Genomic DNA, 13456 nt, shown 5'->3' with positions numbered 1-13456 from the left:
TCAATGGAGGGCAGGGCCGTGACGGGCCCGGAGATCTTCGGTCGGTCGCGGGCAGGGTACCGCCCCCAGATGAACAGCGTTGCGCGGGCCACGGCCGTCCCCCGTCCCGTGCTCGCCGTCAGGGGCCCCGCTCACCCGGCGCCCAGCCGGTGGCGCTTGCGCCAGGCGACGACGGCCGCGCCGATCCCCGTGAGCACGATGAAACCCATCGCGGCCAGGAACACCGGAGACGTCGGTGACGAGGCCTCGCTGCCCGCCACGACATACGCCGCCGTGTTGGGGATCGAGCCGATCCCGGTGGCCACCAGGAACGGCGGATATCCCATGCGGGACACCGCCGCGCAGTAGTTGGCCGCCGCGAACGGCACACCCGGGAAGAGCCGCAGCGCCAGCATCGAGCGGAACCCGTGCCTGCTCAACTGGCCGTCCGCGGCCTTGAGCCACCGCCCGCGGAGCAACGTACGCAGCGCGTCCTGCCCCAGCACCCTGCCCAGACCGAACGAGATCCCCGCGCCGAGGACCGTCCCCGCCAGCGCGGCGGCCAGCCCGGCCTGCGTACCGAAGAGCGCACCGGCGGCGAGATTGAGCAGCGGCCGGGGGACGAAGGCCACGGTGCAGACCCCGTACGCCACACCGAAGAGGGTCACCGCGACGGCGCCGCCGTCGAGCTGGGCGGGCCAGCCGGTGGCGAGCAGCCGCTGGGGTTCGAGGAGGAGCATCGTCGCGGCGGCGCCCAGCAGCACGGCCACGAGCAGCGAGAAGCGGGACCAGGGCGAGAGCAGCGCCCTCGTGCAGCGCACGGCGAGGCCGGTGGCGGGCCGGGCGGCGGGGACGGGGTCGAGCATGCGGGGAGAGTAACCGACACCCGTGTCTGATCGCCGTAACGTGCGCCGCGGGAGCAGAGCGGCCGACGCCGCACCACCGGCCCGCTCCGATGGCCTGCGCGGGCCCGAACCTCCGGCCGGGACCAGGGTGTCCGCCCGAAAACCATTCGACGCGGCCGCGCCCGTCGGACATCATCGGACCCATGTTCCGGTACGCCTTCCTCGCAGCGCCGTCCGCAGTCGCGGACGCGCCGAAGGCTGCCGTGAGTTCTGTCGCAGCAGCGTTCACCGCTGCCGCAGCGCCCATCGGCGGCGCCCGAAGCTGACCCTCCCCCGACAGTCCGGCGGACCCCGCAAGGGGAGGGTCGGCGGGGCCCTGGGGTCTTCTCTCTCAGCTTCGAACACCAAGGAATGAACCATGCCCAAGACGGCATATGTGCGCACCAAGCCGCACCTCAACATCGGCACCATGGGCCACGTCGACCACGGCAAGACCACCCTGACCGCCGCCATCACCAAGGTCCTCAGCGAGCGCGGGACCGGCACCTTCGTCCCGTTCGACCGGATCGACCGGGCGCCGGAGGAGACGCAGCGCGGCATCACCATCAACATCGCGCACGTCGAGTACGAGACCGACACCCGTCACTACGCGCATGTCGACATGCCGGGGCACGCCGACTACATCAAGAACATGGTCACCGGCGCCGCCCAGCTCGACGGGGCGATCCTGGTCGTCTCCGCGCTCGACGGGATCATGCCGCAGACCGCCGAACACGTGCTGCTCGCCCGTCAGGTGGGCGTCGACCACATCGTCGTCGCCCTCAACAAGGCGGACGCCGTCGACGACGGCGAGGACACGGTGCTGACCGACCTGGTCGAGCTGGAGGTCCGCGAGCTGCTCTCCGCGCACGGGTACGGCGGAGACTCCGTTCCGGTCGTGCGGGTGTCGGGCCTGAAGGCGCTGGAGGGCGACCCGCGCTGGACGGCGGCCGTCGAGGCACTGCTGGACGCGGTCGACACCTACGTGCCGATGCCGGTCCGGTACACCGACGCGCCGTTCCTGCTGTCGGTGGAGAACGTCCTGACCATCACCGGCCGGGGCACCGTCGTCACCGGAGCCGTCGAGCGCGGCACCGTCCGCACCGGCGACCGGGTGTCGGTCCTCGGACCGGACCAGGACATCGAGACGGTCGTCACCGGCCTGGAGACCTTCGGGAAGCCGATGGAGTCCGCGGAGGCCGGCGACAACGTGGCCCTGCTGCTGCGCGGTGTGGAGCGCGACCGGGTCCGCCGCGGCCATGTCGTCGCGGCGCCGGGCAGCGTGACACCGAGTCGGCGCTTCACCGCGCAGGTGTACATCCTGTCGGCGCGGGAAGGCGGCCGGACCACCCCGGTGACCACCGGCTACCGGCCGCAGTTCTACATCCGCACCGCGGACGTCGTCGGCGACGTCGACCTCGGTGAGGTGGCGGTGGCGCGTCCGGGCGACACGGTCGACCTGACCGTCGAGCTGGGACGTGACGTCCCGCTGGAGAGCGGACTCGGCTTCGCGATCCGCGAGGGCGGCCGCACGGTCGGCGCCGGCACCGTCACCGGCCTGCTCTGAACAGCGGTGCGCCAAGGGCCCGCCCCCGTACCCCACGGGCGGCGGGCCCGACGCCGTGCGCAAGACTGACGGCATGACGGACACAGCACTGGTCCTGGGTTCCGGCGGTGTCACCGGCGGCGCCTGGGAGACCGGAATCCTGCACGGGCTCGCGCAGTCGGGTGCGGACCTCTCCGCGGCGGATCTGATCATCGGCAGCTCGGCCGGAGCGATGGTCGGCGCCCAGCTGGCCTCCGGACTGCTCGGCCTTCCCGAACTCTACGAACTCCAGCTCGCCGACCCGCAGGACATGACGGGCGGCAGGCTCGGCGCGGCCACCCTGCTGCGCTACGCGCGAGCCGTACTGTCCGCCCGGACCCCCGAGGCGTACGGCCAAAAGCTCGGCAGGATCGCCCAGGACACCCGGCCCGGCGTCTCCGCCGAGGACCGGCGCGCGGCGATCGCGAGCCGTCTGCTGTCGCCCGAGTGGCCGGGGCGCCCCCTGACCGTCACCGCCGTCGACGCCACGACCGGCGAACTCCACACCTTCGACAAGGACGGCGGGGTGTCCCTCGTCGACGCCGTCACCGCGAGCTGCGCCGTCCCCGGCGTGTGGCCCGTCGCCCGCGCCGGAGGACGGGACTGGATCGACGGCGGGGTGCACTCCACGGCCAACGCCCACCTCGCCGCCGGATACGGACGTGTCGTCGTCATCGCTCCGTCGGCCAGTGGCAACAAGGCCATCGCCTCGCCGGGTTCGCAGGCGGCCGCGCTCGCCGCGAACGGCGCCCGGGTCGAGCTCATCACCCCGGACGCGGAGGCGAAGAAGGCCTTCGGCCGCAACCCCCTCGACCCGAGCTGCCGGGCCGCGGCCGCCCGCGCCGGTCTCGCCCAGTCGGCGGCCCACGCCCCATCCGTGGCCGCGGTGCTGAGCGCCTGATCGACACCCCACAATGGGGGAATGAACGACTCGATACCGGTCATCCGGGACGTGGACCAGGGCACCGCCAGGCTTCTCCCCGACGTGGACCGGGAGCGGGCCTGGCTGCTCACCGTCGACGGCGCGCCCCAGTCCTACGTCGACCTCGACGCACCGGAGCACCTGGAGTTCGAGTACGCGCGACGGCTCGCCCATGTCGTCGACTGCGCGGCGGCACCGGGCGCACCGCTGGACGTCCTCCACCTCGGTGGCGGGGCACTCACCCTGCCCCGCTACGTCGCCGCGACCAGGCCCGGCTCCCGCCAGGACGTCGCCGAGGCGGACCTCGGGCTCCTCGAACTGGTCGTCGAGCATCTGCCGGTCCCCGACGGCAGCGGAATCACCGTGCACGGCACCGACGCCCGCGGCCTGCTGGAGCGGACCGCGCCCGGCTCCGTCGACCTCCTGATCGCGGATGTCTTCGGCGGCTCGCGGGTGCCCGCCCACCTCACCTCCGTCGAGTACGCGCGGGCCGCCCGCCGGTCGCTGCGGGAGGACGGGATCTACGCCGCCAACCTCGCGGACGGTGCGCCCTTCGGCTTCCTCCGTTCCCAACTGGCCACCTTCGCGGCGGTCTTCGAGGAGCTCGCGCTGATCGCCGAACCCGCGGTGCTGCGCGGCCGGCGCTTCGGCAACCTCGTCCTGGTCGCCTCCCCGAGCCCCCTCGACACCGCGACGCTCACCCGCCGCTGCGCCGCCGACGCCTTCCCCGCCCGGGTCGAGCACGGCGCCGCGCTGGACCGGCTGGCCGGCGCCGCCCGGCCGGTCGGGGACGGTGAGGCGGTCGCCTCACCCGAGCCGCCCGACGGCGCCTTCAGCATCGGCTGAGGCGGGCCCCCGGTCCTCCGCCGCCCCGGTGGTGACCGGGGCCCGGGTCAGACGGCGTACGTCAGGAACGAACAGCACCGCCCCGGTGACCAGCACGATCAGCGCCGCACAGCCCCACAGGGCCGCACTCCGGCCGACCAGCGACTCCACCGGACCGGCGAGCGCGGTCGCCACGGGCATCATCGCCACCGAGCCGAACCAGTCGTACGCCGAGACCCGCGAGAGCTTCTCCTCCGGGATCTCCTGATGCATGGCCGTCATCCAGGAAACCCCGAACACCTCGATGGCGACGCCGCTCACGAGCATCACCGCGCAGAGCCCGCCCACCGACAACGGCACCGCGAGCCCCGCCGCCGGCAGCGCCAGCGGGAAGACACAGAGCGTCCCGGCCAGTAGCAGACGCCGGGGCCTCCAGCGCATCATCAGAAAGGCCCCGCCCAAGGTGCCGGCCCCGAACGCGGCCAGCGCGAAGCCCCAGGGGCGGGCGCCCCCGAGCTCGTCCCGGGCGACCAGCGGACCGTACACGGACTCGGCCGCACCCACCGCGGCGACGACCACCGAGAACTGGGCCACGATGCTCCACAGCCAGGGGCGGCCGATGAACTCCTGCCAGCCGTCCCGCAGATCGGCGAGCAGACCGCCGCCCGGAGCACGCGGGGGAATGTGGCCGACGTCCAGGAAGCCGCGCAGCGCGCCCGCCACCGCGAAGGCCGCGGCATCGACGGCCAGCACCCAGCCCGGGTCCATCGCCGCGATCATGGCGCCGCCGAGCGCCGCACCGCCGATCGCCGCGCCCTGCATCGACATCCGGAAGAGGGCGAAGGCGCGGCTCGCCTGCTCACGGCTGACGCTGGACATCAGCATGCCCTCGGCCGCCGGGTTGAAGAACGCCTGCCCGGTGCCGCACAAGGCGGTGAGCAGCATCATCTGCCACAGCCGCGGATCACCGGCCAGCACCAGCCAGGCGAACGCGGCCTGCGAGAGGCAGTTGAGGGCATTCGCCGCGACCATCACCCGGTGGCGCGGCAGCCGGTCCGCGATCGCCCCGCCGATCAGCAGGAAGAGCACCAGCGGCGCGGTCCTGGCCGCGGCCACCAGGCCGACGTCGCCGCCGTCGCCGCCGGCCTCCAGAACGGCGAAGGCCGCCGCGATCAGCGCGCCATGGGTACCCAGGCCCGTGATGATCGCGGCGGCGGTCAGCAGACGGTAGTTGCGGCCGGGACGCGGAGGACGGGATGCGGGGGCGGGGGTGACGGTCACTGGGGAACCATCGCCCGCGCACCCCCGGCCGTGCCAACTGTTTTCCCGGGGAGGCGAAGGGGGTCAGTCGGTCTTGACGACGTCCACCAGCCGCACGGTGCTCAGGATCTTCTGGATCGTCGTGTCCGGGAGCTCGTCCTTGACGGAATCGGCTCCGTACAGGACCCAGGAAGCGAACTCACCCTTCTTGTTCTTGAAGGTGAAGGCGATGGTCTTGCCGTCGCTGTCGCACTTCTTCCGCTTGGTGACATTCGGGGCGGTGGCGGTGACCACCTGGCCGGTCAGGCCCGACTTGGTGGTGTACTGCTTGGCCTCGGTGAACTTGATGGTGCTCTGCGGCATGTGCTGCGCGTAGGCGGCCCACGCCCAGGTGCCGGCCTCGCTGTGGGCGTTCTTGGCGGCGTCGGTGGCGCCCTGGGCGCCCCTGGTGCCGGCGCTCGCGAGGCTCATGTCCTCCTCGACGCCGTTCTTGTCGGAGTCGTCCACGCACCACTTCTTCTGGAAGTACGCGGGCGCGGAGAAGCCGATGAGGGGCGATTTGTCACCCTTCTTGTCGTCCTCGAAGTACGAGAACGTGCCGGGCGTCCCGACCTCCCAGTCGCCGGGCACGTCGAACTGCGTGCCCCACTTGGGGTTGGTGACGACCTTCCACCCGGGGATCAGGGGCTTGGGGTCCCCCTCGTCGCCGCGCGGGTTCGCCCCGTCCGAGGCGGACCCGGACGGCTTGACGGGCGCCGTGGACTGCTTGTCGTCGGCGACGTCCTTGCCCTTGTCGTCCTTGTTCATCACGACGACGCCGGTCACCACGGCGGCCACGACGACAGCGGTGGCCGCGACGATCGCGACGGCGGTGGTCTTCTTCTTGTTGTTGTCGCCGGGCTGCGGGCCGCCGGGCGGACCGGGCACCGCGTACTGCGGCACGGTCTGCTGCTGGTACGGGTTCGGCTGCTGATAGCCGGGCTGCTGGCCCTGCTGCTGGTACCCCGGCTGTCCCTGCTGCTGATATCCCGGCTGCTGATAGGGATTCGGCTGCTGGTACCCCGGCTGCTGGTACGGGTTCTGATTCTGGTCCTGCGGGTTTTGCTCGCCCCCGGGCGGCTGCTGTCCTGGCCACATGGCGAGTAACGATAGAGGGGAGATGGCCGGTCTGCTAAGCCCGCCCCCGTGTGCGGACGGTGAAGGAGACGATCAGGGATGGGCGCCGGGGATGGTCAAGAATCTCTACCCGTGAGTAACATCTGGTCATGAGCGCTGAACAGATGACCGTCGGCGAGATGCTCGTCGCGACGGTCCCGATGGCCCGGACCCTCAATCTCGAGTTCCTGGAGACGACCGCCGACCGCGCGGTGGTCCGCCTGCCGGACCAGGCCGAATACCACAACCACATCGGCGGACCGCACGCCGGAGCGATGTTCACGCTGGCCGAATCGGCGAGCGGAGCGATCGTCATCGCCGCCTTCGGCGACCAGCTGTCGCGCGCCGTGCCGCTGGCGGTGAAGGCGGAGATCGGCTACAAGAAGCTGGCCAAGGGCGTCGTCACCGCGACGGCCACGCTCGGCCGCCCGGTGGCCGAGGTCATCGCCGAGCTCGACGCGGGCGAGCGGCCGGAGTTCCCCGTCGCCATCGAGATCCGGCGCGAGGACGGCGCGGTGACCGGCGAGATGACGGTCGTCTGGACGCTGCGCCCCAACGCCTGATCCCGGCCGGTTCCACCGAGAGCCGCCACGCACCCCAACGAGAGGGCGCGTGGCGGCTTTTCGCACTGTTCGGGCAGCTGGCGGGGCAGGTAGGCTTCCCGCCGTGCGCCGAGGAGTTGCCCGGCGGGCAACTCACATCAGTTTCGGAGGAACCGGCGTTGCACATCCAGGAATGGCTGGAGACCATCCCCGCGGTCAGCGTCTATGCCCTGGTGGGCGTGGTCATCGGGCTGGAGAGCCTCGGTATTCCGCTGCCGGGCGAGATCGTTCTGATCAGTGCGGCGCTCCTGGCCGCCGGGCACGACGGAATCAACCCGTGGATCCTCGGCGCCTGCGCCTCCGCCGGAGCGGTCGTCGGCGACTCGATCGGATACGCCATCGGCCGCAAGGGCGGCCGGCCGATGCTGGCCTGGCTGGGCGGGAAGTTCCCCAGGCACTTCGGTGAGAGCCAGATCGGGATGGCGGAGCGCTCGTTCCAGAAGTGGGGCATGTGGGCGGTGTTCTTCGGCCGCTTCGTGGCGCTGCTGAGGATCTTCGCCGGTCCCCTCGCGGGCGTACTGCACATGCCGTACTGGAGGTTCCTGATCGCCAATGTGCTCGGCGGCATCGTCTGGGCGGGCGGCACCACGGCCGTCATCTACACGGTGGGAGTCGTAGCCGAGGCCTGGCTCAAGCGGTTCTCCTATCTCGGCCTGGTGGCAGCGGTGCTGATCGGTGTCGCCTCGATGCTGATCGTGAAGAACCGGGCCAAGAAGGCGGCGGCGCGGGGCTCGGGCGACTCCGTGCCCGAGCCGACGGCGGTACCGGCCGCCGACTGACCGGACGGGGACGGTACGCCGCGGGCGCCGGGCGCATGGAGAGCCGCCCGGCGCCCGCTTCCGCGCTCTCCCGGCCCCGCTCAGGCCTCGTGGGCCTGGCGGTGCGCCTTGGCCAGCTCCACGTAACCCACCGCGTTGAACTTGATGCCTTCGAGCTCCTCCTCGGTCAGCTGCCGCTTGACCTTGGCGGGGACACCGGCGACCAGCGAGCCCGGGGGCACCTGCATCCCCTGCGGGACCAGCGCCTGCGCCGCGATCAGTGAACCGGCGCCGATGCGGGCGCCGTTGAGGACGGTGGATCCCATGCCGACGAGGACGTCGTCCTCGATGGTGCAGCCGTGGAGCACGGCGTTGTGCCCGACCGAGACGCGCTCACCGACCGTGACGGTGAACCCGGGGTCGACATGGACGCTGCAGTTGTCCTGGATATTGCTGTCGGCCCCGATCACGATCGGGCCGCAGTCGGCGCGCAGTACGGCGTGGTACCAGAGGCTGGAGCCCGGGGCCATCGTGACCTCACCGATGACGACCGAGGTCGGTGCCGTGAAGGCATCCTCGTCGATGTCCGGCTCCTTGCCGCCCATTCCCGTGATCAACGCCTGCTCCGCCATCGCGCGTTCCTCCGTGCCCAGGTGTCGTGCGGCCGTGGTCGTCCGGTCCCGGCAGCCGGCCGCGGCTGTTCGATCGCGTCAGGGGAACGGTATGCGAAGGCCGGTGGACCGTGGCCGAGTGGGGTGAACATCACAGGTCGTCGCGGTGATCGGGCCGGTCGCCCCCGACTACCGTGAGCGAGTGCCGACGAACAGGAACACGTTCTCTTCCCTTGCCGCCTGGCGGCGGCGCGCCCTGTCCCGGGCCGTCCACCGCGGCTGGCGCTGGGTGCAGGAGTCGGGCGCGGTGACCGCGGACCGCCCCGGCGCGCTGCGCTTCGGCCGGATCGGGCCGGGTACCCGGCTGGCCTTTCCGCAGGGCACGGTCTTCGGGGAGCGGTGGATCGAACTCGGCTCGCACTGTGTGATCGGAGAGCAGGTCACCCTGACGGCCGGGCTCATGCCCGACCTGGACCTCGGCCCCGATCCGATCCTGACCCTGGGGGACGGGGTGGTGCTCGGCCGCGGCAGCCACGTGGTCGCCGACACCACGGTGACGATCGGCCCGGACACGTACTGCGGGCCGTACGTCTACATCACGTCGACGAACCACAGTTACGACGACCCGCACGAGCCGGTCGGCCGGCAGTGGCCCCGCATGGAGCCGGTCGCCATCGGGCCGGGCTGCTGGATCGGCACCGGAGCGGTGATCCTCCCGGGGGCCACGCTCGGGCGCAATGTGGTGGTCGCCGCGGGGGCGGTGGTACGGGGAGAGGTGCCCGACCACGCGGTGGTGGCCGGTGCCCCCGCCCGCGTCGTGCGCAGCTGGGACGCCGAGAAGGGCTGGCAGCCGCCGCTGCGCACCCCTGCTCCGGTGCCGATCCCGACGGGTGTCACGCCCGAGCAGCTGCTGGCCCTGGCGGAAGCGGGCGAGACGGCGGCCCCGCCCGCCGAGTGACCATGGCCCGGCCTCATCCGGTCGCGAGCAGCACCGTGCCCACCAGGGCGATCCCGACCCCCGCGAACTGCGGCAGCCCTGGCCGCTCCCCGAGGAGGAGCCCGACACCCACCGGCACGGCGACGCCCGGCGAGCCGAGCGGGGAGACCATGCCCATCGGGCCGAGCGGCAGGGCCTTGTAGAAGCACAGCATCGCGACCGGTCCGACGACGCCCGCCGCGACGGCGAACCACAGCTGCGGGCCCGCCTCGCTCCAGCCGCCGGTCGTGATCACCACGACACCCAGCACCGCGGCCGCGACGGCCTGCGGGACGACGACCACGGTGAGTGCGGGCATGCGCCGGGCGAGCAGTCCGCCGCCGACGTCGGCCAGCCCCCAGAGCGGGCTGGTGGCCGGCGCGAACAGTGCTCTCATGGCATGCCTCGAAGTACAGTGCGATGAACGGTTGGGTGCACCGCACCGTAGTGCAGTATTTTTGACCCTGTCATCCAAAATATTGGACGGAATGTGTCTGACCTCGATCAGCTCACACAGTCGCTGGCACGCAATCTCAAGCGCTGGCGGGGGGAACGCGGCTTCACCCTGGACGTTCTCGCCGCCCGTGCCGGAGTCAGCCGCGGCATGATCATCCAGATCGAACAGGCCCGCACCAACCCGAGCGTCGGCACCACGGTCAAGCTCGCCGACGCGCTGGGCATCAGCATCACCACGCTGCTCGACCACGAGCAGGGCTCCCCGGTCCGGCTGGTGCCCGAGAGCCAGGCGGTGCGCATGTGGTCCACCGGCGCGGGCAGTTCCACCACCCTGCACGTCGGAACGGAGGCACGAGGGCCGCTCGAACTCTGGTCCTGGCGCCTGATGCCCGGCGACAGCAGTGCCTCCGACCCGCATCCCGAGGGCACCGTCGAACTGCTCCACGTCACCGCGGGCGAGCTCACCCTGGTCGTCGACGGCACCCCGTACGCCGTCCCGGCCGGCGGCTCCGCCTCGTTCGACGCGCATCACCCGCACGCCTACCGCAACGACGGCGCCGAGCCCGCCGAGATCACCATGGCGGTCTCCATCCCACCCGTACGGTGAGAATCCCGCCCGTACGGTGAGACGGCCCGCCGAAGGCCCCGGGAGTGCCACCTGCCGCTGTTAGCGTGGGCGCATGCGCGCTCCCATCGGCTCCTTCGACAACGCAGCTCCGGCGTCCGACCGCCTCGACCTGCTCACCGACCCCGTCGCCGCGGCCGTGACCGCGGGGTGGGGCGGATTCCCCTCCGAGCAGATCATCCATGTCGACACGGATCCGGACATCGCCGACACGGCCGTCTTCGTCGAGCACCACGGGGCCGACCTGCTGAACCGGTCGGCCAACTGCGTCGTCGTGGCGGGCAAGCGCGGCGGCGAGGTGACGCTCGCGGCCTGCGTCGTGCTGTCGCACTCCCGCGTCGATGTGAACGGCGCGGTCCGCAGGCAACTGGGCGCCCGCAAGGCATCGTTCGCCCCGATGGACACGGCGGTCGGCGAGACCGGTATGGAGTACGGCGGCATCACCCCCATCGGCCTCCCCGTCTCCTGGCCCCTGCTGCTCGATCCCGCCGTCGTCGACGAGGAGTGGGTACTCATCGGCAGCGGCAGCCGACGCGGCAAGCTGATCGTCCCGGGCAAGGCGCTGGCGGCACTGCCGGGCGCGGTGACCGTCGAGGGACTGGGCCTCCGGGGCTGAGACGGCGACCGCCGGGGGGCCGGAGCGCTCAGCCGGGGGAGTGGCAGAGGGCCCGGACCTGCGCGCCGACCCGGTGAGAAGCCAGCCAGCCCGTGGCGAAGTCGACGGCGTCGGTGATCCGGAAGAGACGGCTCGTCGACGAGCCCACCGGACCGGTGCGTACGGTCCCGCCGTCGTCCGTACGGGCGAAGTCCGCACCCAGGGCCGAGAAGTCGCCGTCGTCCAGCGCGACGTCCTCGTACTCCCACCACTGGCGGCGGCCCCCGGCCGTCACCACGCACCGGTAGCTGCGGCGAGGCGGGGCGGGCACCCGGTACTCGCCGAGATGGAACGCGGTGCAGGTGTCGAATCCGGTGCCCAGCAGGAGCACCTGGGCGCGCAGATCGTAGAGGCGGGCCAGGGGCGAGTCCTCGCCGAGATGGCAGTCGGGGCGGTGACCCGCCATCAGCTTCCGGGCCGTCGGGCCGAGCGCGGCGAAGGACGTCTGCGGGTGGTCGCTGCGCGCCGCGCCGTCACTGAGCCGCACCGCCTCCGCGAGGCGGCCCATCGACGGTGCGGGCGAGACCGCCGGGTCGAAGGGCGGCATGCTCGCCCGCACGGCCTCCCGCGCCCGGTCGTCGAGGCCGCGCACCCGGTCGCGGTAGTGCGGTGACGTATCGGAATTCTCCGGCGTGAAGACCGGGACGACGAGCGTGCCGCGCTCTCCGAGGGCGTTCCGCAACGCACCGACCACCGCACGGACCCCACCGCTCACGGGGCCCACCGCGCGCATCGAGGCGTGCACCAGAAGGACACCGCCGCGCTCCACGCCGAGCCCGGACAGCTGCCCCGCGAGCCCGCTCCGGCAGTGGACGGCGGTCGGTGCGGTCGTAGTAGTCACAGCGGGCCATTCTCCCAGCCGGACGACGGGTGCGACACCACGCACATCCGGCCGAGGGACGCGGGTACGTCCACCGGCCCTATCGGTCCAGCGCCGGGATCTCGACGGCGGGGCACCGGTCCATGACCATGTCCAGCCCCGCCGCACGTGTGCGGTCGTATGCCGCCGGGTCGACCACCCCGAGCTGGAACCAGACGGCCCTGGCACCCGCCGCGACCGCCTCGTCGGCCACCGAGCCCGCCAGCTCGCTGTTGACGAAGACGTCCACCACATCGACCGGGAACGGTATGTCGGCCAGCGAGGCGTATCCGTCCTCGCCGTGCACCCGCTCCGCCTTCGGATGGACCGGGACCACCCGCTTGCCGAAGCGCTGGAGCACCTCGGCGACGCCGTAGGCCGCACGCGAGCGGTTGGTGGACAGGCCGACCACGGCCCAGGTGTCGCCGCTGTCCCGGAGGATCCGGCGGATCGTCTCTTCGTCTGCGTACATGATCCGCACAACGGACGGCGGCCCCCGGCCATTCCCGTGCGGGGGCATAGGGTGGCCGGATGCAGGAGCAGTACCGGACAGTCGCCCGAGCGGGTGTGCACGAGACCGAGATCAACCGATCGCGCTTCATCTGCGCGCTCGCCCCCGCCGCCACCGAGCAGGAGGCGCAGGAGTTCGTCGCACGCATCCGCCGGGAACACCCGACCGCCACCCACAACTGCTTCGCCTATGTGATCGGCGCCGACGCCTCCGTGCAGAAGGCGAGCGACGACGGGGAACCCGGCGGCACCGCGGGCGTCCCCATGCTCCAGATGCTGATGCGCCGTGAGATGCGCTACGTCGTCGCCGTCGTCACCCGCTACTACGGCGGCGTCAAGCTCGGAGCCGGCGGACTGATCAGGGCCTATGGGGGAGCGGTCGGCGAGGCCCTCGACGAGCTCGGCACCCTCACCCGGCAACGGTTCCGCCTCGCCACGATCACCATCGGCCACCAACGCGCGGGCAAGCTGGAGAACGACCTTCGCGCCACCGGCCGTCGTGTGCGCGAGGTCCGCTACGCGGAGGCCGTCGTCATCGAGATCGGGCTGCCGGACGCCGACGTCGAGTCCTTCCGCGCCTGGCTGGCCGACGCGACGGCGGGCGAGGCCGAGCTGGAACTGGGCGGCGAGGCGTACGGGGACGCCTGACCGGACCCGCCGACGGGACGCGGATCCATCGTCGGGCCGAAGGCCCGGACGTGGTCGGCGGTGATGCGAGACTGTGGTGGGTGAGAAGAGAGGGACTCACCGCCGCCGACGTGGCAGGAGCCGACAACCGCGCTCCGTGACGGCAC

Annotated in this window: 15 protein-coding genes and 1 pseudogene; 9 read left to right on the top strand and 7 right to left on the bottom strand. The window is 72.1% G+C overall.

All coding sequences use genetic code 11. The features are described from left to right. Positions 1-131 precede the first annotated feature (131 nt). A complete protein-coding gene (locus GA0115234_RS32595) occupies positions 132-845 on the bottom strand; it encodes a TVP38/TMEM64 family protein (RefSeq protein ID WP_093548931.1) in 714 nt (237 codons plus the stop codon). A 397-nt stretch (positions 846-1242) separates the two neighbouring features. Between GA0115234_RS32595 and tuf the strand changes: the two genes are divergently transcribed. From tuf to GA0115234_RS32580, 3 genes are all read left to right on the top strand, one after another. After that, the gene (gene tuf / locus GA0115234_RS32590) at positions 1243-2430 is read left to right on the top strand and encodes an elongation factor Tu (protein WP_093548929.1); all 1188 of its coding nucleotides are present in this window, start codon (positions 1243-1245) and stop codon (positions 2428-2430) included. Positions 2431-2503: 73 nt separating this feature from the next. Continuing rightward, positions 2504-3349 carry a patatin-like phospholipase family protein gene (locus GA0115234_RS32585; protein ID WP_093548927.1) on the top strand — a complete coding sequence of 282 codons (846 nt, stop codon included), beginning with the start codon at positions 2504-2506 and terminating at the stop codon, positions 3347-3349. Between the two features lie 21 nt (positions 3350-3370). Next, positions 3371-4216: a spermidine synthase gene (locus GA0115234_RS32580; RefSeq protein ID WP_093548924.1), complete on the top strand. Its 846-nt coding sequence runs from the start codon at positions 3371-3373 to the stop codon at positions 4214-4216. Here GA0115234_RS32580 and GA0115234_RS32575 read toward each other — a convergent pair. Continuing rightward, entirely contained in the window at positions 4178-5476 is a 1299-nt protein-coding gene (locus GA0115234_RS32575) for an MFS transporter (protein ID WP_093548922.1), read from the bottom strand. The two genes, GA0115234_RS32580 and GA0115234_RS32575, sit on opposite strands and share 39 nt — an antisense overlap. A gap of 63 nt (positions 5477-5539) precedes the next feature. Beyond that, the gene (locus tag GA0115234_RS32570; RefSeq protein WP_093548920.1) at positions 5540-6592 is read right to left on the bottom strand and encodes a hypothetical protein; all 1053 of its coding nucleotides are present in this window, start codon (positions 6590-6592) and stop codon (positions 5540-5542) included. 143 nt (positions 6593-6735) lie between these two features. On the opposite strand from GA0115234_RS32570, the gene GA0115234_RS32565 reads away from it, so the two are divergent. Together GA0115234_RS32565 and GA0115234_RS32560 are read left to right on the top strand one after the other, a co-directional pair. After that, the gene (locus tag GA0115234_RS32565; protein WP_093548918.1) at positions 6736-7173 is read left to right on the top strand and encodes a DUF4442 domain-containing protein; all 438 of its coding nucleotides are present in this window, start codon (positions 6736-6738) and stop codon (positions 7171-7173) included. 158 nt (positions 7174-7331) lie between these two features. Continuing rightward, positions 7332-7991 carry a DedA family protein gene (locus tag GA0115234_RS32560; protein ID WP_093548916.1) on the top strand — a complete coding sequence of 220 codons (660 nt, stop codon included), beginning with the start codon at positions 7332-7334 and terminating at the stop codon, positions 7989-7991. 80 nt (positions 7992-8071) lie between these two features. Here the strand turns inward: GA0115234_RS32560 and GA0115234_RS32555 are convergent, their stop codons facing one another. After that, positions 8072-8602 carry a gamma carbonic anhydrase family protein gene (locus GA0115234_RS32555; RefSeq protein ID WP_093548914.1) on the bottom strand — a complete coding sequence of 177 codons (531 nt, stop codon included), beginning with the start codon at positions 8600-8602 and terminating at the stop codon, positions 8072-8074. 181 nt (positions 8603-8783) lie between these two features. Between GA0115234_RS32555 and GA0115234_RS32550 the strand changes: the two genes are divergently transcribed. After that, positions 8784-9539, top strand: coding sequence for an acyltransferase (locus tag GA0115234_RS32550; RefSeq protein WP_093548979.1), 756 nt, complete (start codon positions 8784-8786; stop codon positions 9537-9539). A gap of 28 nt (positions 9540-9567) precedes the next feature. Here GA0115234_RS32550 and GA0115234_RS32545 read toward each other — a convergent pair. Continuing rightward, positions 9568-9954: pseudogene (locus tag GA0115234_RS32545) on the bottom strand (EamA family transporter); the annotation flags it as partial. Positions 9955-10047: 93 nt separating this feature from the next. Here GA0115234_RS32545 and GA0115234_RS32540 point away from each other — a divergent pair. Further along, positions 10048-10620 carry a helix-turn-helix domain-containing protein gene (locus tag GA0115234_RS32540; protein WP_093548912.1) on the top strand — a complete coding sequence of 191 codons (573 nt, stop codon included), beginning with the start codon at positions 10048-10050 and terminating at the stop codon, positions 10618-10620. A gap of 73 nt (positions 10621-10693) precedes the next feature. Next, positions 10694-11254 (top strand): YbaK/EbsC family protein, encoded by a 561-nt coding sequence (locus GA0115234_RS32535; RefSeq protein ID WP_093548910.1) that lies wholly within the window; start codon positions 10694-10696, stop codon positions 11252-11254. A 28-nt stretch (positions 11255-11282) separates the two neighbouring features. Here the strand turns inward: GA0115234_RS32535 and GA0115234_RS32530 are convergent, their stop codons facing one another. Both GA0115234_RS32530 and GA0115234_RS32525 read right to left on the bottom strand, forming a co-directional pair. Further along, positions 11283-12134, bottom strand: a complete 852-nt coding sequence (locus GA0115234_RS32530; RefSeq protein ID WP_256088880.1) for an aminoglycoside N(3)-acetyltransferase — start codon at positions 12132-12134, stop codon at positions 11283-11285. A gap of 79 nt (positions 12135-12213) precedes the next feature. Continuing rightward, the gene (locus GA0115234_RS32525; RefSeq protein WP_093548975.1) at positions 12214-12624 is read right to left on the bottom strand and encodes a CoA-binding protein; all 411 of its coding nucleotides are present in this window, start codon (positions 12622-12624) and stop codon (positions 12214-12216) included. A gap of 59 nt (positions 12625-12683) precedes the next feature. Between GA0115234_RS32525 and GA0115234_RS32520 the strand changes: the two genes are divergently transcribed. After that, the gene (locus tag GA0115234_RS32520) at positions 12684-13310 is read left to right on the top strand and encodes a YigZ family protein (RefSeq protein WP_093548908.1); all 627 of its coding nucleotides are present in this window, start codon (positions 12684-12686) and stop codon (positions 13308-13310) included. Positions 13311-13456 lie beyond the last annotated feature (146 nt).

The sequence above is a fragment of the Streptomyces sp. DvalAA-43 genome, from assembly GCF_900091725.1.
In the GTDB taxonomy this organism is placed as follows: domain Bacteria; phylum Actinomycetota; class Actinomycetes; order Streptomycetales; family Streptomycetaceae; genus Streptomyces; species Streptomyces pulveraceus.
Note: the sequence above shows the minus strand (reverse complement) of the source record. Positions and strands in the feature narration are given on the sequence as shown.